The sequence below is a fragment of the Aeromonas rivuli genome, from assembly GCF_020149575.1.
In the GTDB taxonomy this organism is placed as follows: domain Bacteria; phylum Pseudomonadota; class Gammaproteobacteria; order Enterobacterales; family Aeromonadaceae; genus Aeromonas; species Aeromonas rivuli.
The window spans coordinates 465,368-488,070 of sequence record NZ_CP079742.1 but is presented as its reverse complement, the minus strand read 5'-3'; the positions used below and the strand labels follow the sequence as shown (position 1 = coordinate 488,070).

General features: G+C 58.8%; 28 protein-coding genes. 14 read left to right on the top strand and 14 right to left on the bottom strand.

Translation table 11 applies throughout. The features are described 5' to 3' along the window. Positions 1-5: 5 nt before the first annotated feature. Complete coding sequence (locus KYK33_RS02235; RefSeq protein WP_005891102.1) at positions 6-596, top strand: D-sedoheptulose-7-phosphate isomerase; 591 nt, start codon at positions 6-8, stop codon at positions 594-596. Between the two features lie 4 nt (positions 597-600). Next, complete coding sequence (gene dolP / locus KYK33_RS02230) at positions 601-1,179, top strand: division/outer membrane stress-associated lipid-binding lipoprotein (RefSeq protein WP_042041887.1); 579 nt, start codon at positions 601-603, stop codon at positions 1,177-1,179. A gap of 66 nt (positions 1,180-1,245) precedes the next feature. Here dolP and KYK33_RS02225 read toward each other — a convergent pair whose 3' ends face one another. The 8 genes from KYK33_RS02225 to zapE form a co-directional block, all read right to left on the bottom strand. Then, the gene (locus KYK33_RS02225; RefSeq protein WP_042041888.1) at positions 1,246-1,671 is read right to left on the bottom strand and encodes a ClpXP protease specificity-enhancing factor; all 426 of its coding nucleotides are present in this window, start codon (positions 1,669-1,671) and stop codon (positions 1,246-1,248) included. Beyond that, the gene (gene sspA / locus KYK33_RS02220; protein WP_005891096.1) at positions 1,668-2,297 is read right to left on the bottom strand and encodes a stringent starvation protein SspA; all 630 of its coding nucleotides are present in this window, start codon (positions 2,295-2,297) and stop codon (positions 1,668-1,670) included. The genes KYK33_RS02225 and sspA overlap by 4 nt, the downstream gene beginning before the upstream one ends. Positions 2,298-2,384: 87 nt before the next feature. Continuing rightward, entirely contained in the window at positions 2,385-3,119 is a 735-nt protein-coding gene (locus tag KYK33_RS02215) for a cytochrome c1 (protein WP_224431899.1), read from the bottom strand. Then, positions 3,116-4,333 (bottom strand): cytochrome b, encoded by a 1,218-nt coding sequence (locus KYK33_RS02210; protein WP_042041891.1) that lies wholly within the window; start codon positions 4,331-4,333, stop codon positions 3,116-3,118. Before KYK33_RS02210 ends, KYK33_RS02215 begins: the two co-directional genes overlap by 4 nt. 2 nt (positions 4,334-4,335) lie before the next feature. Further along, positions 4,336-4,926: a ubiquinol-cytochrome c reductase iron-sulfur subunit gene (gene petA, locus KYK33_RS02205; protein WP_042041892.1), complete on the bottom strand. Its 591-nt coding sequence runs from the start codon at positions 4,924-4,926 to the stop codon at positions 4,336-4,338. A 288-nt stretch (positions 4,927-5,214) separates the two neighbouring features. Then, positions 5,215-5,607: a 30S ribosomal protein S9 gene (gene rpsI / locus KYK33_RS02200; RefSeq protein WP_005891084.1), complete on the bottom strand. Its 393-nt coding sequence runs from the start codon at positions 5,605-5,607 to the stop codon at positions 5,215-5,217. A 15-nt stretch (positions 5,608-5,622) separates the two neighbouring features. Then, positions 5,623-6,051 carry a 50S ribosomal protein L13 gene (rplM, locus tag KYK33_RS02195; RefSeq protein WP_042019612.1) on the bottom strand — a complete coding sequence of 143 codons (429 nt, stop codon included), beginning with the start codon at positions 6,049-6,051 and terminating at the stop codon, positions 5,623-5,625. Positions 6,052-6,319: 268 nt separating this feature from the next. Then, positions 6,320-7,414: a cell division protein ZapE gene (zapE, locus tag KYK33_RS02190; RefSeq protein ID WP_224431898.1), complete on the bottom strand. Its 1,095-nt coding sequence runs from the start codon at positions 7,412-7,414 to the stop codon at positions 6,320-6,322. A gap of 139 nt (positions 7,415-7,553) precedes the next feature. Here zapE and KYK33_RS02185 point away from each other — a divergent pair, with 139 nt between their 5' ends. The 12 genes from KYK33_RS02185 to KYK33_RS02130 all read left to right on the top strand — a co-directional run bounded on the left by KYK33_RS02185 (position 7,554) and on the right by KYK33_RS02130 (position 18,489). Beyond that, entirely contained in the window at positions 7,554-7,934 is a 381-nt protein-coding gene (locus KYK33_RS02185; protein WP_224431897.1) for a YhcB family protein, read from the top strand. Positions 7,935-8,015: 81 nt separating this feature from the next. After that, a complete protein-coding gene (locus KYK33_RS02180) occupies positions 8,016-9,374 on the top strand; it encodes a DegQ family serine endoprotease (protein ID WP_042041895.1) in 1,359 nt (452 codons plus the stop codon). 110 nt (positions 9,375-9,484) lie between these two features. Beyond that, positions 9,485-10,609: an outer membrane-stress sensor serine endopeptidase DegS gene (gene degS / locus KYK33_RS02175; protein WP_042041896.1), complete on the top strand. Its 1,125-nt coding sequence runs from the start codon at positions 9,485-9,487 to the stop codon at positions 10,607-10,609. Positions 10,610-10,937: 328 nt separating this feature from the next. Continuing rightward, a complete protein-coding gene (locus KYK33_RS02170; protein ID WP_224431896.1) occupies positions 10,938-11,309 on the top strand; it encodes a transcriptional regulator in 372 nt (123 codons plus the stop codon). Continuing rightward, positions 11,310-11,675, top strand: coding sequence for an SFCGS family glycine-rich protein (locus KYK33_RS02165; RefSeq protein ID WP_005891061.1), 366 nt, complete (start codon positions 11,310-11,312; stop codon positions 11,673-11,675). Then, complete coding sequence (locus KYK33_RS02160) at positions 11,675-11,971, top strand: DUF4312 family protein (RefSeq protein WP_042041898.1); 297 nt, start codon at positions 11,675-11,677, stop codon at positions 11,969-11,971. The genes KYK33_RS02165 and KYK33_RS02160 overlap by 1 nt, the downstream gene beginning before the upstream one ends. A 24-nt stretch (positions 11,972-11,995) precedes the next feature. Beyond that, positions 11,996-12,772 carry a DUF4311 domain-containing protein gene (locus KYK33_RS02155; protein WP_042041899.1) on the top strand — a complete coding sequence of 259 codons (777 nt, stop codon included), beginning with the start codon at positions 11,996-11,998 and terminating at the stop codon, positions 12,770-12,772. 10 nt (positions 12,773-12,782) lie between these two features. After that, on the top strand, positions 12,783-13,433 hold the full coding sequence (locus KYK33_RS02150) for a DUF4310 family protein (protein WP_042041900.1): 651 nt from the start codon (positions 12,783-12,785) through the stop codon (positions 13,431-13,433). 50 nt (positions 13,434-13,483) lie between these two features. Then, positions 13,484-14,620 (top strand): amidohydrolase/deacetylase family metallohydrolase, encoded by a 1,137-nt coding sequence (locus KYK33_RS02145; RefSeq protein ID WP_224431895.1) that lies wholly within the window; start codon positions 13,484-13,486, stop codon positions 14,618-14,620. Then, on the top strand, positions 14,604-15,719 hold the full coding sequence (locus tag KYK33_RS02140; RefSeq protein WP_224431894.1) for a DgaE family pyridoxal phosphate-dependent ammonia lyase: 1,116 nt from the start codon (positions 14,604-14,606) through the stop codon (positions 15,717-15,719). Before KYK33_RS02145 ends, KYK33_RS02140 begins: the two co-directional genes overlap by 17 nt. Then, positions 15,719-16,459 (top strand): 2-dehydro-3-deoxy-phosphogluconate aldolase, encoded by a 741-nt coding sequence (dagF, locus tag KYK33_RS02135; RefSeq protein WP_224431893.1) that lies wholly within the window; start codon positions 15,719-15,721, stop codon positions 16,457-16,459. The genes KYK33_RS02140 and dagF overlap by 1 nt, the downstream gene beginning before the upstream one ends. Positions 16,460-16,584: 125 nt before the next feature. Then, entirely contained in the window at positions 16,585-18,489 is a 1,905-nt protein-coding gene (locus tag KYK33_RS02130; RefSeq protein ID WP_224431892.1) for a BglG family transcription antiterminator, read from the top strand. A gap of 18 nt (positions 18,490-18,507) precedes the next feature. Here KYK33_RS02130 and npr read toward each other — a convergent pair whose 3' ends face one another. The 6 genes from npr to lptB form a co-directional block, all read right to left on the bottom strand. Beyond that, a complete protein-coding gene (gene npr, locus KYK33_RS02125; RefSeq protein ID WP_005891045.1) occupies positions 18,508-18,780 on the bottom strand; it encodes a PTS phosphocarrier protein NPr in 273 nt (90 codons plus the stop codon). A gap of 19 nt (positions 18,781-18,799) precedes the next feature. After that, entirely contained in the window at positions 18,800-19,666 is an 867-nt protein-coding gene (gene rapZ / locus KYK33_RS02120; RefSeq protein WP_224431891.1) for an RNase adapter RapZ, read from the bottom strand. A gap of 47 nt (positions 19,667-19,713) precedes the next feature. Then, positions 19,714-20,160 (bottom strand): PTS IIA-like nitrogen regulatory protein PtsN, encoded by a 447-nt coding sequence (ptsN, locus tag KYK33_RS02115; protein ID WP_042041906.1) that lies wholly within the window; start codon positions 20,158-20,160, stop codon positions 19,714-19,716. A gap of 2 nt (positions 20,161-20,162) precedes the next feature. Next, positions 20,163-20,450 (bottom strand): ribosome hibernation promoting factor, encoded by a 288-nt coding sequence (gene hpf / locus KYK33_RS02110; RefSeq protein WP_042041907.1) that lies wholly within the window; start codon positions 20,448-20,450, stop codon positions 20,163-20,165. A gap of 21 nt (positions 20,451-20,471) precedes the next feature. Beyond that, complete coding sequence (locus tag KYK33_RS02105) at positions 20,472-21,911, bottom strand: RNA polymerase factor sigma-54 (protein ID WP_224431890.1); 1,440 nt, start codon at positions 21,909-21,911, stop codon at positions 20,472-20,474. Positions 21,912-21,976: 65 nt separating this feature from the next. Further along, positions 21,977-22,702 carry an LPS export ABC transporter ATP-binding protein gene (gene lptB / locus KYK33_RS02100; protein ID WP_042041909.1) on the bottom strand — a complete coding sequence of 242 codons (726 nt, stop codon included), beginning with the start codon at positions 22,700-22,702 and terminating at the stop codon, positions 21,977-21,979. Position 22,703 lies beyond the last annotated feature (1 nt).

Sequence of the window (22,703 nt, the reverse complement as noted above, 5' to 3'; positions counted from 1 at the left end):
ATCCCATGACAGATCGCATCAAAGAAAACTACACAGAAAGCATTCAAACCAAGATCGCCGCCTCGGAGGCGCTACCGGATGCCATCCATACTGCGGCGCAGATGATCACCATCTGCCTGCTCAATGGCCACAAGGTACTCGCCTGCGGTAACGGTCCCTCCGCCGCCCTGGCGCAGCTGTTTATCAGCGAGCTGGTCAACTGCTACGAGACACAGCGCCCCTCCCTGCCTGGCATGGCACTGACCGCGGACATGGCGACCATCAGTGCCATCGCCACCGATCACGGCTTCGAAGAGGTGTATGCCAAGCAGATCCGCGCCCTGGGTCAACCCGGTGACATCCTGGTGGTCATTACCACCTCCGGCCACAGCCGCAGTCTGATCAAGGCGGCCGAAGCCGCCCTCTCCCGTGACATGACCATAGTGGTGCTGAGCGGCGGTGACGGCGGCGAGATGGCCGGTCTGCTCGGTCCAAACGATGTCGAGATCCGGGTTCCCTCTGCCCGTCGACCACGCATTTTGGAAGTCAACCTGTTGACCCTGCATTGCCTCTGTGATCTCATCGATCAGACGCTTTTCCCGCAACAAGAGGACTGACATCTTGAAAAAAACCACGCTGACCCTGACCCTGGTGGCCGGAACTCTCCTGCTGCAAGGCTGTGCGGCCGTGCTGGTCGGTGGTGCCGCCGGTACCGCATCCAGCGCCGGCGATCGCCGCACCCTGAGCACCCAGTGGGACGATCAGGCCATCGAGTTGAAAGCGTCCAACGTGCTGGCAGACAACAAGCAGCTCTCTGCGGCCAGCAAGATCAGTGTCTACAGCAATAATGGCCGCGTGCTGCTGGTCGGTCAGACACCAACCGATGCTTACAAGCAGACCGCAGGCCAGTCGGTTGGCCGCATTGAGGGCGTTCGTCACGTCTACAACGAACTGCGCCTTGGCAAACCGGTGAGCATAGGTACCCGCAGCAACGACTCCTGGATCACCTCCAAGGTGCGCACCGACATGCTGGCCGCCAAGGACTTCGACAGTGCCAAGGTCAAGGTGGTGACAGAGAACGGCGAGGTCTTCCTGATCGGTCTGGTAACCCGTAAAGAGGCGGAACAGTCGGTCGAGATTGCCCGCCACGTCAGCGGTGTGACCCGGGTCATCAAGGCGTTCGAATACGCTCAGGACTGATGCGGGCCCCGCATCCGAAATAAAAAAACGCAGCCGATTGGCTGCGTTTTTATTGATTCAACAAGGTTACTTGATGACAGTGAGACTCGGCCTGCCCGTGGGGCGCGGCGGTTCAGGCTCAGGTTGCGCCTGATCTTCCGCCTGCTCCAGCCAGAGGTCATAAGCTGGCTCGGGCGGGAACAGAGTACCAACACCGTTCTCTCTGGCATGGATGGCCACTATGGCCGCCATGGGAATATAAACCTGCTGGGACACGCCACCAAAGCGGGCGCTGAAGCTGATAGCATCATTATCCATGTGGAACTGCATCACCGCTCGCGGCGCTATGTTCAGCACTATCTGCCCATCTTGGGCAAATTGCAGCGGCACCTGCACATGGGGAATGTTGACGTTCACCACCAGGTGAGGCGTCAAGTCATTGTCCAGCAGCCAGTCAAAGAACGCCCGCAACAGGTACGGGCGGCTCGGGGTCATTGTCGGTTCCATACTCATATACCGGAGCGGATCTCGCGCTCAGCTTCAGTGAGCGATGCCTGGAAGGACTCACGCTCGAACAGACGAACCATATAGGCCTTCAGCTCTTTCGCGCCACGACCACCCAGATCGATCCCCAGGCTCGGCAGACGCCACAGCAACGGAGCCATGTAGCAGTCAACCAGACCGAACTCTTCGCTCATGAAATAGGGCATTTCACCGAAGATGGGGGCGATGGCCAGCAGATTGTCACGCAGCTCGTTGCGTGCCGCCTCGACATCGGTGCCTGCCATGATCTTGTCGGCCAGACTGTACCAGTCCAGCTCGATGCGATGCATCATCAGACGGCTGTTACCACGGGCAACCGGGTAGACAGGCATCAGTGGCGGATGGGGGAAGCGCTCGTCCAGATACTCCATGATGATGCGTGAGGTATAGAGTGCAAGCTCACGATCCACCAGAGTCGGCACCGAGTTGTACGGGTTCAGCTCAGCCAGTTCATCCGGCAGGTTACTCGGGTCAACCTGGCAGATATCTACGCTAACACCCTTCTCCGCCAGGACAATGCGCACCTGATGGCTGAACATATCGTTGGCACCGGAAAACAGCGTCATTACCGAACGCTTATTGGCAGCTACAGCCATTGAACCCTCCCGTCATTAAAAAGCAGAAACGGCAATGAAGTAACTTGGACCTCATTGCCGTGCATTATATTACTCGGATCTGGTCGCTTAGTGAACGTCGCGCCAGAATTCCTTCTTCAACAGCACAGTGAAGATGAAGAAGATCGCGATAAAGCCCAGCACCCAGAAGCCCATGCGTTCGCGCTCCAGTTTGACCGGCTCAGCCGAGTAGACCAAGAAGTTTACCAGATCCAGTACCGTCTGATCATATTCTTCGTTGGTCATTTCACCATTGCCGTCGGATTTGATGCCAATGGTCTCCTGCACCTCTTGCCCATCGACCAGGCGGGTCTCCTGTTCCAGACGTGGAGTACCCTGCAGCGGCTCCAGCACATGGGGCATGCCCACAGAGGGGAACACCAGGTTATTCACCCCGAATGGGCGCGTCGGATCCACGTAGAAGGAGCGCAGGTAGGTGTAGATCCAGTCTGCACCACGCACCCGGGCGACCAGCGTCAAGTCCGGTGGCGGTGCACCAAACCAGCGGGCAGCATCCTTCTCGGCGATGGAGCTCTTCATCAGATCCCCCACCTTGGCACCGTTGAAGATGAGATTGTCCCGCATCAGATCCTCGGGTATATCCAAATCCTCAGCCACCCGGTTGTAACGCTGATACTGGGTGGAATGGCAACCTGCACAGTAGTTCATGAAGGTGGTCGCGCCACGCTGCAAAGACGCCTTGTCGCTCAGATCATAATCAGCCTTGTCCAGGGCCACACCATGAGTGGCCGCCATCGCCAGTCCGGGGAGCAGAGCCAGCACAGCAAAGATTATTCGTTTCATTTGAATGTGATCCTCTCCGGCAGCGGCTTGGTATTTTCGTTCTTGCTATAGAAATAGAGCAGGACAAAGAACCCGAAATAACCAAGCGAACAGATCTGGGCAAGCAGGGTCAGTGTCGGGGTGGAGGGCAATACGCCAAGCACACCGAGAATGACGAAGCAGACCACAAACTGGGCGATGTTCAGCTTATGCAGGATGCTGCGGTAGCGTACCGAACGCACCTTGCAGCGATCCAGCCATGGCAACAGGAAGAGCACGACGATGGAGAGGCCCATCATGATGACACCGAGCAACTTGTCCGGCACCGCACGCAAGATGGCGTAGAAAGGAGTGAAGTACCAGACCGGGGCGATATGCTCCGGGGTCTTCAGACCATTCGCCACTTCAAAGTTCGGCTTCTCGAGGAAATAACCCCACATGTCCGGCTTGAAGAAGATGATGGCGCAGAAGAAAAACAGGAACCCGGCCACACCTATCATGTCCTTGACGGTGAAGTAGGGATGGAAGGCAACGGCATCCAGCGGCCAGCCATTCTCGTCCTTGTGTGCCTTGATCTCGATCCCGTCCGGGTTGTTGGAGCCCACCTCATGCAGTGCCAAAATATGCATGGCAACCAGCAACACTATGACTAACGGCAATGCGATGACATGCAGTGCAAAGAAGCGGGTGAGTGTTGCCCCCGAGATAACGTAGTCACCCCGGATCCACAGGGTCAGATCGTCACCGATCACCGGGATGGCACCAAACAACGAGATGATGACCTGAGCGCCCCAGAAGGACATCTGCCCCCAGGGCAACAAGTACCCCATGAAGGCTTCCGCCATCAATACCAGGAAGATCAGCATGCCGAAGATCCACAGCAGCTCACGGGGTTTCTGGTAGGAACCATAGATGAGGCCACGGAACATGTGCAGATAGACCACCACGAAGAAGGCGGAGGCGCCGGTACTGTGCATGTAGCGCAGCAGCCAGCCGTAATCCACATCCCGCATGATGTATTCGACAGAGGCGAAAGCACCCTCGGCCGACGGGTTGTAGTTCATGGTCAGCCAGATGCCTGTGACTATCTGGTTAACCAGCACCAGCATGGCAAGGGACCCGAAAAAGTACCAAAAATTGAGGTTCTTCGGTGCCGGGTACTTGGCCATGTGGTCGTTGTACATGGCTGTGAGCGGAAAACGATAATCGATCCAGCCCATCAATTTGGCAAACATGGTCAGGCCTCCTTGCCATCGGCACCGACCAGGATGGTGGTGTCGTTGAGATACTGGTACGGCGGGATCACCAGGTTCAATGGGGCAGGAACCCCCTGAAACACGCGACCGGCCATGTCAAACTTGGAGCCATGACAGGGGCAGAAAAAGCCAGAACTGACCCCTTCGACCTGTTCACCGAAGCTGTCCGGCAGATAAGACGGGGAGCAACCCAAATGAGTACAGATACCAACAGCCACGAAGATTTCCGGCTTGATGGATCTGTATCCATTATGGGCATAGTCAGGTTGTTGAGGCTCATCTGACTTTGGATCGCGCAACAGGTTATCGTGCGTCGGCAGGCCATCCAGGATCTGCTTGGAACGATTGACCACCCAGACCGGTTTGCCGCGCCATTCAACGCGAATGAGTTGACCCGGCTCCAACTTGCTAATGTCGACTTCAACCGGAGCGCCAGCAGCCTTGGCCTTGGCACTCGGGTTCCATGATTTTATAAACGGCACTGCGGTAAAAGCAGCCCCTACCCCACCAACGGCGATCGTTGACCAGGTAAGAAATCTGCGGCGGCCGGTATCAACTGGCGCATTGCTCATCCAAAAACTCTCCCATGTGGACTCGGCGCATTCTTATAATGTCCCTGTTCCCCTGTGACAACAGTGGCGGAAGCAGGAGTTACAATTGTCACAGAAAAATCGAGGAAATTTTAAAGAAAAGATAACAAATTGACAAGAAAGAGAAGCGAAGGGCAAAAACAATAAAGACACAATTTTTTGTCTTTTGTGACGTGAGGTTAGCAATGGCTATCGAAACGTTACCAATAAAAAAAGCCTGGCGGCTGCCAGGCTTTTTTAACACTCGAAAGAGTGAGTACCAAAAGCGAATTAACGCTTGGAGTACTGCGGACGCTTACGAGCTTTGTGCAGACCGACTTTCTTACGCTCAACCTTACGGGCATCACGAGTAACAAAGCCTGCTTTACGCAGTTCACCGCGCAGGGTCTCATCGTACTGCATCAGAGCACGAGTGATACCGTGACGGATCGCACCAGCTTGACCGGAGATGCCACCACCGTTAACGGTGATGTACAGATCCAGTTTCTCGGTCATTTCAACCAGTTCCAGCGGCTGACGAACTACCATACGGGCAGTCGGACGACCGAAGTACTGCTCCAGGGAGCGCTGGTTGATTACGATTTTACCGCTACCCGCTTTGATAAAGACGCGAGCAGTGGAGCTTTTGCGACGGCCGGTACCGTAGTATTGATTTTCTGCCATGTTGCCAGTTCCCGATTAGATATCCAGTACTTGAGGTTGCTGAGCAGCATGAGCATGCTCGGCGCCTGCGTAAACTTTCAGTTTACGGAACATGGCACGGCCCAGAGGACCTTTCGGCAGCATGCCTTTGATAGCAGCTTCGATTACCATTTCCGGTTTACGCTTGATCAGCTTGTCGAAGCTGATTGACTTGATACCACCCGGGAAACCGGAGTGAGAATGGTAGATTTTATCGGTAAATTTCTTACCGGTAACATGCACCTTCTCAGCGTTTACAACGATGATGTAATCACCGGTGTCAACGTGCGGAGTATACTCAGCTTTGTGCTTACCACGCAGACGAGAAGCAATCTCAGTTGCGATACGACCCAGAGTTTTACCTTCTGCGTCCACAATGTACCAGTCACGTTTTACGGTTTCTGGCTTGGCAACGAAAGTTTTCATTAAGTTAAACCCAATTACCTGTTACAGACCCAATTGCTTATGGGGGCTCGCCCACAAGCAACAAACGATGGCCTACCTGTACCCCTTCGAATACAAGTAAAGCTTTAAAGTATTGCTGTCTTATCGACAGCTGTAACGTGGGCCGGGCGATTATAAGTGAAGTTGCCTTAAATATCACCTGCTAATTTCACTGCCATGACGCTAGCAAATGTCGCCCGACCCTACCTGCCGCAGATGCCCATCCGACTGGCAGGCGCGGGTATTGTGACTAAGGAAGGTGCACTCTGGCAAGGTATTCGTGCGATTGCATCTCCTGCAGTCGTGAAAGGCAGCGTTTGAACTCGAAGCTGAGCAAGCCTCCGCTGTAGAGTTCCGCCATGGGGACGGCTGCCGACATGATGAGCTTGACGTGACGCTCATAGAACTCGTCAACCATGGCAATGAAACGCCGGGCTGCATCGTCCGACCCCGCCCCCATTGGTTGTACCTCGGCCAGCAGCACGGTATGAAACAGCCGTGACAGCTCGATGTAATCCCCCTGAGAGCGGGCGCTCCGACAGAGTTGATCGAAGCTGATGTAGAGCAGTCCCTCCTCGGCCCCCAGTGTCTGCAACTGACGATGATTCACCTCGATGGCCAATGGCACTGGTTGCTTCTGCCCGGTCAGTTGCTGGAAATAGCGCTCCAGGTTCGATCTTGCGTCCCCGTCGAGGGGATGGTGATAAATCTCGGCCTGCTCCAATGTCCGCAGCCGGTAATCGACTCCCCCATCGACATTGAGGATCTCGCAATGCTGTTCGATCAGCGCGATGGCCGGCAGAAAGCGCGCCCGTTGCAGTCCATTGCGGTAGAGATCCTTGGGGGGAATATTGGAGGTCGCCACCAGCACGACGCCGTGGCCAAACAGCGCCTGGAACAGGGTGCCCAGCAGCATGGCATCGGTGATGTCCGAGACAAAAAACTCATCGAAACAGATAATGTCTGTCTCGCTGGCCAGCTTGCTGGCAATGAGTTCCAGAGGATCGGCCTGACCGGTCAAGCCTCTGAGTTCATCATGAACCCTGTGCATGAAACGGTGAAAATGCACCCGTAACTTACGATCCCCGGGCAGAGCGTCAAAAAAAATATCCATCAACCAGGTCTTGCCCCGGCCGACCCCACCCCACATATATAATCCCCGGACAGGCGTGACGGCTTGCGGTTTTTGCAACCAGCCCAGCCAGCCACGGGATCTGGTCGGAGTCGGGGGAGCGCACAAATCCTGATAGAGTCGCTCCAGATGTGCCACTGCCATCGCCTGGGCCGGATCGGCCTGAAAATCAGAGCGTTGCAGATCTTGCTGATATTTTTGCTGCGGGGTCATCCTGTCAAACGTCTCCAAGTCCCTGAATAGAGGACAAAAGGGTATCACGGCCCCGGGGTGCACGGTATAGTGCCACCAGGGTTGACGGCCATTCTGGGCCATCATCCACATGTTGAATTAGCTGTAACAAGGAGCATCTATGAGTCTGTTAAATGGGATCCTGCTGGCCGTTGCCGCCCTGATTATCGGCGTCCTGATTGGTCGTTTCTCGGTACGTAGCCGTGATGCCGGTCGCCTCGAGCGCGAACTCAGCACGGCCCGCAAGGACATGGAGAGTTACCAGGGCCAGATCAACACTCACTTTGCCGACAGCGCCGCCCTGATGGAGCAGCTAGCCGAGCAGTACCAGACCCTCTACCGCCACATGGCCGAACAGAGCAAATTCCTGGCCAAGGCCGAGGAACCCCTGTTCCGCGAGCAAGAAGTCGAACCGACACAAGCCAAGGATGAAGAGAGCCAGGGTCTGCCTCCGCGGGACTATGCCGGTAGCGCCTCAGGCCTGCTCAAGCAATCCAGCTGACACTTTCCTGGAACTAATTCCTTGATCCGTAGTCAGATTCTTGGCAAAAGCACTGTCAATTAACTGGGAGCTGTTATTCATATGCGTAAACCTCTTTCTCTGCTCAGCGTGCTAGCCCTCAGCGTCGGTATCGCCATGTCTGCGGCCCCTGCCCAGGCGGCACTGCCCTCCCTGATGGGAAATCAGGAGATCCCGAGTCTGGCCCCCGTGCTGGAACAGGTGACTCCTGCTGTGGTCAACATCTCTGTCTCCGGCAAGAAAGTCACCAGACAGCGTCTGCCCGAGCAATTCCGTTTCTTCTTCGGCCCCAACATGCCTGATGAACAGGTCAGCGAACAGCCTTTCCAGGCGCTCGGCTCCGGGGTCATCATTGATGCCAAGAAAGGCTATGTGATCACCAATGCTCACGTGATCCACGAAGCGGACGAGATCAAGGTCAGCCTCAAGGATGGCCGCGAATTCACGGCCAAGAAGATTGGCGAAGACAAGCAGTCCGATATCGCCCTGCTGCAGATCAAGGCGGATGACCTGACGGCCATCAAGCTGGCTGACTCCGACGAACTGAGAGTCGGGGATTATGCCCTGGCCATCGGCAACCCCTTCGGCCTGGGTCAGACCGTCACCTCAGGCATCGTCTCCGCCCTGGGGCGCAGCGGCCTGAACATCGAGAACTTCGAAAACTTTATTCAGACTGACGCGGCCATCAACTCGGGCAACTCGGGTGGCGCCTTGCTCAACCTGCGTGGCGAGCTGATCGGCATCAACACCGCCATCCTGGGTCCGAATGGGGGCAACATCGGCATTGGCTTCGCCATTCCATCCAACATGGTGCGCGACCTGTCCGATCAGATCATCAAGTTCGGTGAAGTGCGCCGTGGCCAGCTGGGCATCACAGGTGCCGAGCTGACCTCGGATCTGGCCAAGACCTTCGGCTCAACCAAGCAGAATGGTGCCTTCGTCAACCAGGTCATGCCGGGCTCCTCCGCCGACAAGGCTGGCATCAAGGCCGGGGACATCATCTCCAGCATAGATGGCAAGCCCATACGTTCGTTTGGGGAACTGCGTGCCAAAATCGCGACCATGGGTGCCGGCAAACAAGTCACCCTGGGCATAGTGCGTGATGGCAAGGAGCAGAGCGTCAAGGTCACCCTGAAACAGGCCGATGACAGCGAGGTGCGTGCCAGTGCCCTGCATCCGGCTCTGGAAGGCGCCAAGCTCAGCACCACCACAGACCCCGTGGCGGGTGTTGCCGTCTCCGAGATAGATCCGCGCTCTCCGGCAGCCGCTTCCGGCCTGCAGAAGGGCGACATCATCATCGGGGTCAACCGGCTGAGAGTGAATGCCCTTGCCGACCTGACCAAGGCGTTGAAGAACAAGCCGGATGTGCTGGCCCTCAACATCCAGCGCGGCGACTCCTCGCTCTACCTGGTGATCCGCTGATCCCTTCATGAGCATGCATTAACCCCCATCACCCGCGACCCAGGTCGCGGGTGATTTTTATGCACCGTTAGTGTTATTCTCTGCTGGCAGCGAGCCGCAATGAGAATGAAATGAAAATCCCACCTCTGATCAGTTACTTGGGCAAGTCAGTCGCCTTTGGCCTCACGGTCGCGGCCCTATTGCTGTTGTTCTTCCCCAGCCTCAGAGGCGGTGCCCTGCTGCCCGACCTCATCAGTAACAATCGGGAGATGAGCTTCTCCTATGCCGCCCACCGCGCAGGTCCTGCCGTGGTCAACATCTACACCCGCAGTTTCGCTGGCAATCGTGGCGAGAAGGCCGAGCTCAGGCCTCAGGGGCTGGGTTCCGGGGTCATCATGAACCCCCGTGGCCATGTGCTGACCAACTACCATGTCATCGCCGATGCGGACCAGATCATTGTCGCGCTGCAAGATGGCCGGGTGTTCAGCGCCGAGCTGGTCGGTACCGACAAGCTCACCGATCTCGCCGTGCTCTATATCGAATCAGACAACCTGCCGGTGATCCCCCAGGATCCCGATCTGCGCCCGGACGTCGGGGACGTGGTGCTCGCCATCGGCAACCCCTATAACGTCGGCCAGACCATCACCCAGGGCATCATCAGTGCCACCGGTCGCCTCGGCCTCTCCAGCATGGGGCCCGACAGCAATGGCCGCCAGGATCTGCTGCAGACCGATGCCGCCATCAACGAGGGCAACTCGGGGGGGGCCCTGGTCAACGCCAATGGCAATCTGGTCGGTATCAACACCGCCGCCTATCACCTGAGTGGCAACCAGGAGAGCTATGGCATCAGCTTCGCCATCCCCTATCGCCTTGCCAAGCGCATCATGGACGAATTGATCAGCAATGGCCGGGTCATCCGCGGCTACCTCGGCATCTCCAGCGTCGAAATCAATCCCATCGTCGCGCGCATGATGAACCTTGGCGATCTCCGCGGCCTGGTGGTCGAAAGCCTGGACCCTGCCGGTCCTGCTGCCAAAGGGGGTATTCAGCGCGGTGACGTGCTGCTCAAGATCAACGGCGAGGCCATCAGCGGCGTCCGTGCCGCCATGGATAAAATTGTCGAGAGCCGACCCGGCGCCCAGATGAAGATCTCGGTGATCCGCGACGGCAAGCCCCTCGAACTGACGGTCACCATAGAAGAAGACCTGCGCTACCAGAACCAGCAAGGCAGCACCAGCGCAGCCAGCGCCAGCTGACACTTGCCCTGCGGCGGACGGGACTCATACCGTCCGCTCCTTCACCTCCATGCCCTCGCCGTCCTCCTTCCCTGATGTGAACAGGGTCACACTTCCTGCACCCGGCTTCGCCACGGCTTGCGCCACCGGGGTGTGAGGCGGCTCACATCCTCGGGCCCCTTGACGCCCATTCCCCGGATCCAGTTCAAGAAAACCCTCCCCTCAACGCCGATGATGGCGAATTTCCATTTGCTTGTGGAAAAAGCCTGCCTCCCTGTCCATTCCGGGGAGGCATAGGGTAAGCCCATGTCTCGTCGTCACCATCTCGTTGTCATCAGGAGAGAAGACTTTGCAAGCAAGTAGCCACAACCTCACCCCGGACAGCCCACAAATAGGGCGCAAGAGTACCGATACCCTGGCCAGAATCTATCCCCTGCTCGCCGAGCGCGGCATAGTCCCCAATGACGTCCAGCAGCAGATGCTCGCCTCCCACGTCAAGGCCATGGTGTGGCGCTCATACAGTGGTGAAGCACTGCCGGAGGTTGATCTCTCCCTGTTTGACGAGATCTCCCCCCTGTCCCTGCGACTGGCCGAACAGGTCGTCGCCTGGCTGGATAATCTGGCCTATGAAGAAGCCCATCTGTTGTCTGTCCACTTCGAAGTGGCCAAAGAAAACGAACTCAGCTCAGCTGCTCGACCAGCAACCACAGGAGATAACTAAATGTCAGCCATCAAACTCGTGATTGGAGATCGTCTCGGCAAGGGCCAGAAAGTCGGCGCCGGTGCCAGTGCGGCCGGGGCAGAGGTCACTGTCATCCCCGGTATGGCCGCGGACATGAAGCTCGGTGATGTGATGAACAAGGAGCAGGCGGATCTGGGCATCTCCTTCTGCGGCAGCGGCGGCGCTGGCGCCATCACGGCCCAGACCAAATACGGCTACAAGTGCCGCTATGGCATGCGCTCCGTCGAAGAGGGGGTCACCGCCATCAATGATGGCTGTGTGGTGCTGGGCTTTGGTTTCATGGACAAGGAAGAGCTGGGTCAGAAGCTGATTGAAGCCTTCGCCAAGAAACACGGTCGCGCCTGATGCAGCACCAGTTCACCAGCCAGGTGGTCGTCAGCGGCAAGGGGGCCACCCGGCAACAAGCCTTTGCCGCGGCCCTCAGCAAGGTGCAACAGAATCTGCTCAAGGAGACAGAGCAGGTGCTGCTGCGGGTTGAACCCCTCGCGGTCAAGGTGCTCAAGGCGGAAGAGTCGATTCGGGTCGAGAAGTTCCTGTTCTTCTTCCTGCCACGGACGCGACACGAATTTCGGGTCGAACTCGAGATCCAAGTCAGCATCAACGCGATCGATACCCGGCAGCTGGACTTCACCCGGGTGTAACGCAATTCACAAAGGATAAATTGCATGTTTCTCATCATTTTTATCAAGTCGCTGATCATCGGTGGCCTGGTAGGCGTCGGGGTCGGGGCCGGAGCGGCCCGCATGTTCCACGCGCCGACCGTACAGGGCATGGGGGCGTTTCGTACCCTGGGAGAACTCAACTCCTGTGAAGGGGATCCTGCCTCCCACTTCTCCTTCGGCCTCGGCTTCTTCTTCAACGCCTGGGCCTCGACCGTGGCGGCCGGCGCCTTCACCCAGGACGTGGATCACCGCATCATCCCGCACTGGGCCACTGCCGTGCTGATGATCAAGAACCGGGATCTCGCCACCACCTTGCACGATCCCAAGAAGATGGCCATCGCCGGCGGCATCATTGGTGCCATCGTGGTCACCTTCCTCAACAGCACCGCCGCCGCCGTCCCCGAAGCCCTGCAGGTGACCGCCGTCAAGGTGCTGGTGCCCGCCGCCAACCTGCTGGTCAACACCATCATGCCGGTGATCTTCTGGCTGGCAGCCATAGAGGCGGGCAAGAAGTCCGGCTTCTGGGCCACCATCTTTGGGGGCCTGGCCCAGCTCATCATGGGTAACGCCGTACCGGGTCTGGTACTCGGCATCCTGATCGGTAAAGGGGTCGAAGAGAGCGGCTGGAACCACGTCACCAGGGTGATGATGACCGCCATCGTGCTGCTGTTCGTGCTGAGCGGATTCTTCCGCGGCTTCGACATGAAACTGATTGAGTCTTTCCACATGGGTATCCCCCTGTGGCTGGATAATGTCCATAACCTGCTTAGCAGCAAATAAGGGCTATCCCATGGATGAGAAACTGAGAAACAACTTCTGGTATGCCGACTGGTCCTTCCCCATCTTTGTGGGGCTGCTCTCGGCCGGTGTCTTTGCCGGTACCCACATGTACTACCTCTACGGGGTGGGTGCCTTCAACGAAGTGGCCTTCGTCTCCATGCTGCGCGCCGGCATTGATACCGGCGTCTACGGTGCTGTCGCCGCCTTTGGGGCCAGCTTCCTGTTCGCCCGCATCATCGAAGGCTCCCTGGTGGGGATACTCGATATAGGTGGCGCCATCCAGACCGGGGTTGGCTTGGGGATCCCGGCGCTGCTGATGGGCGCGGGCATCATGTACCCGGTGGAGAACTTCGGGGCGGCTCTCGCAACCGGCATGGCCGTGGGGGTCATCATCGGCGGCCTCATCATACTGGCCCGTAAATTCACAGTGAACCAGAGTGACTCCACCTACGGGGCGGATGTGATGATGGGGGCCGGCAACAGCTCAGGCCGCTTCCTGGGCCCCTTGATCATCCTCTCCGCCATCGGGGCTTCCATCCCCATCGGCCTGGGATCCCTGTTTGGTGCCCTGCTCTTCTACCTCTGGGGCAAACCCATCACGGGGGGGGCCATACTCGGCGCCATGTTGCTGGGCGCCTTCTTCCCGATCGCCATCTCCTGACCCTTCTGTTCGCCACCCGCGGGTGGCGAACAGAACCTGCGAGGCATCTTATGTACGACATCATCTTCAGACGAGCACGCCTGGCCTGCGGCGACCTGACCGATGTGGCCATCGCGGCTGGCAAGATTGCCGCCCTCGGTCAGCTTGACAAGGCCCACGCCAGCCGCGAGCTGGATCTCGGTGGCAACCTCTATCTCAGCGCTGGCTGGATAGACTCCCACACCCACTGTTACCCCAGGTCCCCCATCTATCAGGATGAGCCGGACAAGGTAGGCGTCGAGTCCGGCGTCACCACCGTCATCGATGCCGGCAGCACCGGCGCCGACGACGTGGATGACTTCCAGGCCCTGACAGCCCATTGTCAGACCCGGGTTCATGCCCTGCTCAACATCTCCCGTATCGGTCTGCTGCGCCAGAATGAGCTGGCCAACCGCGCCGACATCGACCCGGCCCTGGCCCAGGCGGCCATCCGCCGTCACCCGGACTTCATCGTCGGCATCAAGGCTCGGATGAGTGGCAGCGTGGTGGGCGAAAATGGTCTGGAACCCCTGCGTATCGCCAAGCAGATCCAGCGCGACAACGGCAACTTGCCGCTCATGGTGCATGTGGGCAACACCCCGCCGGATCTGGATGAGCTGGTCGCCCTGCTCGGCGACGGGGATCTGCTGACCCACTGCTATAACGGCAAGCCCAATCGCATCCTCACCCCGGCCGGGGAACTCAGGCATTCCGTGCGCAGCGCCATGACCCGCGGCCTGCTGATGGACGTCGGCCACGGCGGTGCCAGCTTCAGTTTCGAGGTGGCGGAGCAAGCCATCCAGGCTGGCGTGCTGCCGGACACCATCAGCTCGGATATCTACTGCAAGAACCGCATCAAGGGCCCCGTCTACAGCCTGGCGCACGTCATGTCCAAATTCTTGGCCATCGGCCTGCCCCTGGAGCGGGTCATCTCCTGCGTCACCGACCGCGCCGCCGATGCCCTGCGCCTGCGCGGCAAGGGGCGCTTGACCCTGGGGGCCGATGCCGACCTGACCCTGTTCGAGCTGGCCCACCAGCCGCGCCTGTTCGCCGATACCGAGGCGCAGCACCGCAGCGGCGACTACCAGCTAATGCCTGTTGCCGCCCTGGTCGCGGGCAAACTGACTCTGACTCAACATGGGGAATCTCATCATGTCTTCCGTCTATGAAAAATATGATCTCAAACCGGTGATCAACGCCTCCGGCCGCATGACTATTCTCGGGGTCTCGACCCCGGAACAAGAAGTGGTCGAGGCGGTCAACTTCGGCCTGGATCACTACTTCGAGGTGAAGGATCTGGTCAACAAGAGCGGCGCCTATATCGCCCGCCTGCTGGATGTGGAAGACGCCGTGGTGGTCTCCTGCGCCTCCGCAGGCATCGCCCAGTCGGTGGCCGCCATGATAGTGCGCGGCGATCCCTACCGCCTGGAGCAGCTGCACGCCCACCCGCATCAGGTGCCAAGCGAAATCCTGTTGGCCAAGGGCCATAACGTGAACTTCGGCGCCCCGGTGGGCACCATGGTCAACCTGGGGGGCGGCAAGGTAGTGGAGGCAGGCTATGCCAACGAATGCTCCCCCGCCCAACTGGCCGCCGCCATCAACCCCAATACCGCCGCCATCCTCTATATCAAGTCTCACCACTGCGTGCAGAAGAGCATGCTGTCGGTCGCAGAGGCAGTCGAGGTGGCCCAGGCTCACCAGTTGCCGCTCATCGTCGATGCGGCGGCCGAGGAGGATCTGCAGCTCTACTATCGACTCGGCGCCGATCTCGTCATCTACAGTGGCGCCAAGGCCATCGAGGGCCCGACCAGCGGCCTGGTGCTCGGCAAGCGTCAGTATGTGGAGTGGGTCAAGCAGCAGAGCAACGGCATAGGTCGCGCCATGAAGGTGGGCAAGGAGGGGATCCTCGGCCTGACCCACGCCATCGAACGCTATCTCGTCAAAGAAAAAGAGAGCGGCGCCGCCATGGTCGCCAAGATGACCCCCTTCATCGAGCGGCTCAATCAGCTACCGGGCGTCAGCGCCAGAACAGTGTGGGACAGTGCCGGACGCGACATCGCCCGCACCGACATCGCCTTCGACCACGCCAGACTCCCGATGAGTACGACCCAGCTGGTGCAGCGCCTGCAACAGGGCAACCCGGCCATCTACTGTCGCGGCTACAAGGCCAATGAAGGCCATATCGAGATAGATGTGCGCAGCGTCAGCCCTGCCCAGCTCGATCAGATCCATACCGCCATCGCCCAGTTAACCCAGGAGACCCGCTGATGTCCCTTATTCCCAACTACTACCGTGACCGTGTCTGCCTCAACGTGCTGGCCGGCTCCAGGCAAAACGCCGTCGACATCTATGAAGCCGCCGAGGGCCATGTGCTGGTCGGCGTGCTCTCCAAGAACTACCCGGATGTGCCCTCCGCCGTCGCCGACATGGGTGAGTACGCGAAGCTTATCGACAACGCCCTCTCCATCGGCCTGGGCGCAGGGGATCCCCGCCAGTCCGCCATGGTGGCCGAGCTGGCCCGCCAGCTGCAGCCCCAACATGTCAACCAGGTGTTCACCGGGGTCGGCGCTAGCCGGGCCCTGCTCGGTCAGAGCGAGAGCCTGGTCAATGGTCTCATCTCCCCGACCGGCACCCCCGGCATGGTCAAGATCTCCACCGGCGCCCTCAGCGCGCAGCAGGCCGATGGCATAGTGCCCATCGATACCGCCATCGCCCTGCTCAAAGACATGGGCGGCAGCTCGGTCAAGTTCTTCCCCATGAATGGTCTCGCCTGCCGGGATGAGTATGTGGCGGTGGCCGAGGCGTGCGCCCGCCATGACTTCTGGCTGGAGCCCACCGGCGGCATCGACCTCGACAACTTCGAGGAGATAGTGCGCATTGCCCTGGAGGCCGGCGTCACCAAGGTGATACCGCACATCTACAGCTCCATCATCGACCAGGCCAGTGGCGAGACCCGTCCCGAGGATGTACGCACCCTGCTCGCCACCGTCAAGGGCCTGCTGGCTTGATATCGCCATAGCCCCTGGTTAACACCCAACCCGACCCAGCTGGTCGGGTTGGGTTATTGAATGATTTGTCGATATGATCTCATCCCTCATCCCCTCATGGCCAGATCGGAGCGACCCAGACCCCTATGAAGTTTCCCACTCCCCGCCTGAACCAGTTGCTGGATGCCCTGCGCGATCAAGCCTTGCCCCAGGAGGAGCTCGCGCGCCAGCTGCAGGTCTCGACCCGCACGGTGCGCACCGATGTCTCTACCCTCAATGAGCTGATCGCCAACCACGGTGCCCACCTCATTCATCAGCGTGGTGCCGGTTATCGGCTCAAGATCTACAACCAGACGCTCTTCGATGCGCTGCTTGCCAGCCGCCAGCAGGAGGCGAGCCTGCCACGCACCAGCCGGGAGCGGGTGTTGCATCTGCAGATCATGCTGCTCAGCGCCGAGCAGGGGATCAGGCTGGAAGACCTGGCCGATACCTGGTATCTGAGCCGGGCGGCACTGCAGGGGGACATGGCCGAGGTGCGCGAGCGGTTGGCTCATTTCGGGCTGACCATAGAGAGCAAGGCTCGCCTCGGCATGCGCATCCAGGGCGAGGAGACGGCGATCCGCGCCTGCCTGACCCAGTTGCTCTATCAGGAGCTGCTCCATAACACCCAGTTGCAGAGCCTGCTGCCCACCCTCTGCCCCAGCAAGACCCTGGAGGTGCTCGGCAATCGGATCCACGAGCAACTCAGCCGCCACCAGTTGCGGCTGACCGATGAGGGGCTGCAGCAGCTGACCATTTACTGCGCCGTCGCCTTGCTGCGTCTCGCCGCAGGGCATGAGCTGGCCCAGTTTGATACCGAAGACTTGACCGACAGCATGTTGACGGCGGCCGAAGCCATCTTCGCGCAACTGCCCAGCCTGACCCGGCCGGGTGCAAGCGAGCTGGCCTGTCTGGCCATCCAGATCCAGGCGCGGGTCATTGCCGACAATCCCCTGCTCAATCCGGTCATGGCCGCGGAGAGTGAGCGGCTCGTCAGCCATCTGCTCGATTATATCCATCAGCATTTCCCCTATGACCTGCGCCACGATGCCCAGCTGCGCGGGGATCTGCTCACCCACATCAGCACCATGCTGCTGCGGGTCAAATACCAGATAGGCAGTCACAACCCGCTGGCCGAGCACATCAAGCAGCACTACCCCCTCGCCTACGACATCACCCTTGCCGCCATCTCCGAGTGGATCAGGCAGACCCCTTACCGGCTCACCAACCACGAGATTGGTTACCTGGTGATCCACATAGGGGTCGGGCTGGAGCGTCACTACGACATCGGCTACGAGCGTCGCCCCCATGCCCTGCTGCTCTGCGATGCGGGCAATGCCACCTTCCGGGTACTGGAGGCCAGCATCAGACGTGAATACCCGCAACTGAGGTTCACCAGCCTGGATTCGGTGCGCGACTACGAGGCCCTGGACAGGCTGGATCAGGATTTCGTGATAAGCACGGTACGGGTGAGCGAGAAAGGTATCCCAGTGGTACAGGTCAACCCTTTTCCGACCCAGTATCAGCTGGAGCAGCTCGGCAAGCTGGTGCTGATCGATCGCACCCGCCCCTACCTGCTCGACAAATACTTCAGCGAGCACCACTTCCTTATTCTCAATGAAGCCATCAGCCAGAGTCAGCTACTGATGCGAGTCTGCGAGCAGTTGGAAGCGGAAGAGATGGTCGAGGCCGGTTTTCGCGCTTCTCTGTTCGAGCGCGAGCACATCGTCTCCACCATGCTGGGGGAAGGGATAGCCCTGCCCCACTCCCTCGGCCTGCTGGCCAAGCGCACCTGTGTCTATACGGTATTGGCGCCACAAGGCATAGAGTGGGGCAACGGCGAGAGTGCCAGCCTCATCTTCGTGCTGGCCATCAGCAAGGGGGACTATGAGGAGGCCATGGGCCTCTACGATCTCTTCATCAGCCTGATGAACGAGAAGGCCAGCAAGAGTCTGCTGGCCTGTGAAAACTTTGCCAGTTTCAAGGCGCTGGCACGCACCGGGCCCCACTAACCAGGGGAGTGGTCGGCCCTACTCCTCGTTGAAACCCGAGGTGAACAGCGCCACCACTGCGGCCAGGGCCGCCTCTTCCTGGGGCCCTTCGGCCTGCACTTCCACCTGCTTGCCCTGGGCCGAATCCAGCATCAGCATGCCGATGACGCTATCGGCATCGGCCTCGACCCCCTCTTCGTTACGCAGCAGCACATGGGCATCGAACCCCTGTACCAGCTCGAACAGCATCATGGCCGGGCGCGCATGCATGCCCAGCTTGTTCTTCACTTCTACCGAGGCGGAAACTGTCATCTGACCTCCCGTTGGGCCATCAATGTTGCGGATCGCGTTTGTCCAGGGTGCGATGGCGGATCTGCACGTTCTTGCCGAGCCCCTCAAAGGTGCGAGCCAGCTGTTCGGCGATAAACACCGACCTGTGCTGGCCACCGGTACAGCCAATGCCGACCGTGAGGTAGCTGCGGTTGTTGCGCTCCAGGGCTGGCAACCAGGTCGCCAGCATGTTCTCTATCTGCAGGGTGAACTGCATCACGTCCGGCTGACTGGCCAGGTAGCGAGCCACGGGCTCGTCCTTGCCGGTAAAGGGCTTGAGTTCGGGGATCCAGTGCGGATTGGGCAGGAAGCGGGCATCGAACACGAAGTCGGCATCCTTGGGAATGCCATATTTGAAGCCGAACGACTCGAACACCAGCACCAGCTCGTTCTCTTTCTTGCCGAGCACCCGGGTCTTGATGAGCTCGCTCAGGTCATGGATGCTGAGGCTTGTGGTGTCGATGCGCAGGTCGGCGCTGGCCGAGATAGGCGCCAGCAGATGGGTCTCTTCACGGATCGCCTCGTCCAATGAGAGGCGCTTGCGAGACAGCGGGTGCAGGCGGCGGCTCTCGCCATAGCGCTTGAGCAGAGTACTGTTCTCGGCATCGAAGAAGAAGCTGCTGTACTGCACCCGGCCATCGTTGCGCACCTGAGCAAGCAGCGTCTCTAGCCGCTCCGGATCGCTGGGCAGATTGCGCACGTCTATGCTGACCGCCAGCTTGTCGTACTGACTCTGTACCGACACGATCAGCTGGGGCAATAAATTGACCGGCAAGTTGTCGACACAGTAATAACCGAGATCTTCCAGCACCCGCAGGGCGACTGTCTTGCCCGACCCGGATCGGCCACTGACTACGATGAGCTGCATCTTGCGCCCTCCCACAACAAGGATTGATTAGAGCTGAGTGATGCCCATCAGGCGGAGATCATGATCTGGTAGAGATCATCATCGCTGCTGGCCTGGCGCAACTGGCGGCACACCGCCTTGTCACCGAGCTTGGATGCCATCAGGGAGAGGGTCTTGAGGTGCTGCTTGCACTCGCTCTCCGGCACCAGCAACGCAAACAGCAGATCGACGGGCTGATTGTCGATGGAGTCAAAGGGGATGGGTTCTGCGAAGGTCATCAGGACGGCCGTTGGCGGGAACTCGTCGCCGATACGACCGTGGGGAATGGCGATCCCGGCACCTATGCCGGTGCTACCCATTTTTTCACGGGCAAGCAGACATTCAAACAGGGCCTGGCGTGAGGTTCCCAGCCGCTCGGCGGCCAGTTCGCTGATGATTTCCAGGGCGCGTTTCTTGCTGGTACAAGGGACCGCACTCTTGGTGCAGTCCCGACTCAGTATGTGTTCAAGTTGCATAGTTATTTTTGATTTAGCTTGTCTTTGTGCTTGATGATCTGTCGATCAAGTTTGTCGAGCAGGCTATCTATCGCAGCATACATATCTGCATGTTGTGAGTTGGCGAACACTTCGCCCCCGCTGACGTGTAGCTTGGCTTCGGCAATCTGGTTCAGTTTTTCTACGCTCAACACCACGTGAACATTGTTGATCTGGTCAAAGTGACGCTCGAGTCTGGCAAACTTGTTATTCACATAATCACGTAGTGCTTCGGTGATCTCTACGTGGTGTCCGGTCAAGTTAATTTGCATAACGTCTTCCTTTTGTTTTGCCTAAACCAGGCGTTTGCGCTGATTGGACGGTGGTATCAACAAGGATTCACGGTATTTGGCGATCGTGCGTCGTGCCACCATAATACCCTGTTCGGCCAACAAATCCGCGATCTTGCTATCACTTAACGGTTTCGCCGGGTTCTCCGCCGTCACCAGCTTCTTGATCAGGGCGCGAATTGCAGTCGATGAACATTCACCTCCTCCTTCGGTATTGACGTGGCTGGAGAAAAAATACTTCAGTTCGAAGATGCCGCGCGGGGTATGCATGTACTTCTGGGTAGTCACCCGGGAAATAGTCGATTCATGCATCTCCACCGCCTCGGCGATGTCGTTGAGCACCATGGGTTTCATGGCCTCTTCGCCATATTCAAAGAACCCCTGCTGCTGCTCCACGATGCAAGTGGCAACTTTCAGCAGCGTCTCATTGCGGCTCTCCAGGCTCTTGATGAACCATTTTGCATCTTGCAGATGGGAGCGAATGAACTGGGTATCCTGGCTGGTACGCGCCTGGCGGGCCATGGCCGCATAGGTCTCGTTGACCCGAATGCGCGGTGCCGAATCCGGATTGAGCTCCACCACCCAGCGATTCTGACGCTTGATGACGGACACATCCGGGATCACATACTGGGAGTCACTCTGCACCACCCTGTTGCCGGGCCTCGGCTCGAGCTGCTGGATAAGGTCGATGACCTCCTTGAGATCCCCCTCCTTGAGGCGGGTCTTGCGCGCCAGGGTGCGATAATCACGATTGCCCAGCAAATCCATGTGCTCGCCAATCACCTCCCGCGCCTCGGCCAGCCAGGGCAGATCGGGGCTGAACTGACCTAACTGGATCAGCAGGCACTCTTGCACCGAACGGGCGGCGATGCCCACGGGATCGAAATGCTGCACCCGCTTGAGCACGGCTTCCACCTCGTCGAGCTCTACCTCAACCTCTTCGCTGCTCACCGCCTGCCGGATATCCTCCAGAGGACTGGTCAGGTAACCGGACTCATCAATGCCATCGATGATGGCCAGGGCGATGGCGGCATCGACATCGCTGAAGGGGGTGAGTCGCATCTGCCACAGCAGGTAGTCCTGCAGGTTCTCGGTGGTTTCCCCCTGATAGACGCTCTCTTCCCCCTCAAAGACGGGCCCTGCACTCTGGCCAGTACCGGCGGAGTAGACATCATCCCAGCTGCTGTCGACCGGCAACTCGTCAGGCATCTGTTCCTGCGCCATGGCCTCGCTGCTGTCGAGCTGACTCTCGTCTTGCTTGACCTCGGCATGGGTCTCCTGCAGCTCGGCCTCTTCTTGCTCGAGCAGGGGGTTGTTATCGAGGGCTTGCTGGATCTCCTGCTGAAGTTCCAATGAGGAGAGCTGGAGCAGACGAATCGCTTGTTGTAACTGTGGCGTCATGGTCAATTGCTGACCGAGGCGCAACTGGAGTGTCGGCTTCATCTACGTCGGGATATCCTTATATTCAGCGAGGCGGTCATCAGGCAGCAAAGGGTGATTTCCCCTTACTATAGACTGAATTGATCGCCCAAATAGACACGCTTGACCTGTTCATCGGCCAGGATCTCGGCGGGAGTGCCTTCCGCTATCATCTGGCCATGGCTGACGATATAGGCCTTCTCGCACACGTCCAGCGTCTCCCGCACGTTGTGGTCGGTGATAAGCACACCCAGGCCCCGCTCCTTGAGGTGCTGGATGATCTTCTTGATGTCGATGACGGAGATGGGATCTACCCCGGCAAAGGGCTCATCCAGCAGGATGAAGCGCGGTTCGGCGGCCAGGGCACGGGCTATCTCGACTCGGCGTCGCTCGCCACCGGACAGGCTCTGGCCCAGGTTGTCGCGAATGTGGGTGATGCTGAACTCTTCCAGCAGCTGTTCAACCTTGTCTTCACGCTCCTCCCGACTCAGCCCCTTGCGGGTCTGCATGACCCCCATGAGGTTGTCATAGACGGAGAGGCGACGAAAAATGGACGCTTCTTGCGGCAAGTAACCGATGCCATTGCGGGCACGGATATGCATGGGCTGCAGGCTGATGTCCTGCTCATCGATGGTGATAAGGCCCGCATCGCGCTGCACCAGGCCAACAATCATGTAAAAAGAGGTGGTCTTGCCCGCACCGTTCGGGCCGAGCAGACCCACGATCTGGCCAGTGCCCACTTCCAGGCTGACATCACTGACCACCATGCGCTTCTTGTAGCTCTTCTGCAGCCCTGCTGCTTTCAACACGGCCATG

What these genes read in the sequence shown, in the direction of transcription:
- KYK33_RS02235 (WP_005891102.1), top strand. Translation starts at nt 6, where the DNA reads ATGACAGATCGCATCAAAGAAAACTACACAGAAAGCATTCAAACCAAG.
- KYK33_RS02225 (WP_042041888.1), bottom strand. Translation starts at nt 1,671, where the DNA reads ATGAGTATGGAACCGACAATGACCCCGAGCCGCCCGTACCTGTTGCGG.
- sspA (WP_005891096.1), bottom strand. Translation starts at nt 2,297, where the DNA reads ATGGCTGTAGCTGCCAATAAGCGTTCGGTAATGACGCTGTTTTCCGGT.
- KYK33_RS02215 (WP_224431899.1), bottom strand. Translation starts at nt 3,119, where the DNA reads ATGAAACGAATAATCTTTGCTGTGCTGGCTCTGCTCCCCGGACTGGCG.
- KYK33_RS02210 (WP_042041891.1), bottom strand. Translation starts at nt 4,333, where the DNA reads ATGTTTGCCAAATTGATGGGCTGGATCGATTATCGTTTTCCGCTCACA.
- petA (WP_042041892.1), bottom strand. Translation starts at nt 4,926, where the DNA reads ATGAGCAATGCGCCAGTTGATACCGGCCGCCGCAGATTTCTTACCTGG.
- rpsI (WP_005891084.1), bottom strand. Translation starts at nt 5,607, where the DNA reads ATGGCAGAAAATCAATACTACGGTACCGGCCGTCGCAAAAGCTCCACT.
- rplM (WP_042019612.1), bottom strand. Translation starts at nt 6,051, where the DNA reads ATGAAAACTTTCGTTGCCAAGCCAGAAACCGTAAAACGTGACTGGTAC.
- zapE (WP_224431898.1), bottom strand. Translation starts at nt 7,414, where the DNA reads ATGACCCCGCAGCAAAAATATCAGCAAGATCTGCAACGCTCTGATTTT.
- KYK33_RS02185 (WP_224431897.1), top strand. Translation starts at nt 7,554, where the DNA reads ATGAGTCTGTTAAATGGGATCCTGCTGGCCGTTGCCGCCCTGATTATC.
- KYK33_RS02180 (WP_042041895.1), top strand. Translation starts at nt 8,016, where the DNA reads ATGCGTAAACCTCTTTCTCTGCTCAGCGTGCTAGCCCTCAGCGTCGGT.
- degS (WP_042041896.1), top strand. Translation starts at nt 9,485, where the DNA reads ATGAAAATCCCACCTCTGATCAGTTACTTGGGCAAGTCAGTCGCCTTT.
- KYK33_RS02165 (WP_005891061.1), top strand. Translation starts at nt 11,310, where the DNA reads ATGTCAGCCATCAAACTCGTGATTGGAGATCGTCTCGGCAAGGGCCAG.
- KYK33_RS02160 (WP_042041898.1), top strand. Translation starts at nt 11,675, where the DNA reads ATGCAGCACCAGTTCACCAGCCAGGTGGTCGTCAGCGGCAAGGGGGCC.
- KYK33_RS02155 (WP_042041899.1), top strand. Translation starts at nt 11,996, where the DNA reads ATGTTTCTCATCATTTTTATCAAGTCGCTGATCATCGGTGGCCTGGTA.
- KYK33_RS02150 (WP_042041900.1), top strand. Translation starts at nt 12,783, where the DNA reads ATGGATGAGAAACTGAGAAACAACTTCTGGTATGCCGACTGGTCCTTC.
- KYK33_RS02145 (WP_224431895.1), top strand. Translation starts at nt 13,484, where the DNA reads ATGTACGACATCATCTTCAGACGAGCACGCCTGGCCTGCGGCGACCTG.
- KYK33_RS02140 (WP_224431894.1), top strand. Translation starts at nt 14,604, where the DNA reads ATGTCTTCCGTCTATGAAAAATATGATCTCAAACCGGTGATCAACGCC.
- dagF (WP_224431893.1), top strand. Translation starts at nt 15,719, where the DNA reads ATGTCCCTTATTCCCAACTACTACCGTGACCGTGTCTGCCTCAACGTG.
- KYK33_RS02130 (WP_224431892.1), top strand. Translation starts at nt 16,585, where the DNA reads ATGAAGTTTCCCACTCCCCGCCTGAACCAGTTGCTGGATGCCCTGCGC.
- npr (WP_005891045.1), bottom strand. Translation starts at nt 18,780, where the DNA reads ATGACAGTTTCCGCCTCGGTAGAAGTGAAGAACAAGCTGGGCATGCAT.
- rapZ (WP_224431891.1), bottom strand. Translation starts at nt 19,666, where the DNA reads ATGCAGCTCATCGTAGTCAGTGGCCGATCCGGGTCGGGCAAGACAGTC.
- ptsN (WP_042041906.1), bottom strand. Translation starts at nt 20,160, where the DNA reads ATGCAACTTGAACACATACTGAGTCGGGACTGCACCAAGAGTGCGGTC.
- hpf (WP_042041907.1), bottom strand. Translation starts at nt 20,450, where the DNA reads ATGCAAATTAACTTGACCGGACACCACGTAGAGATCACCGAAGCACTA.
- KYK33_RS02105 (WP_224431890.1), bottom strand. Translation starts at nt 21,911, where the DNA reads ATGAAGCCGACACTCCAGTTGCGCCTCGGTCAGCAATTGACCATGACG.
- lptB (WP_042041909.1), bottom strand. Translation starts at nt 22,702, where the DNA reads ATGGCCGTGTTGAAAGCAGCAGGGCTGCAGAAGAGCTACAAGAAGCGC.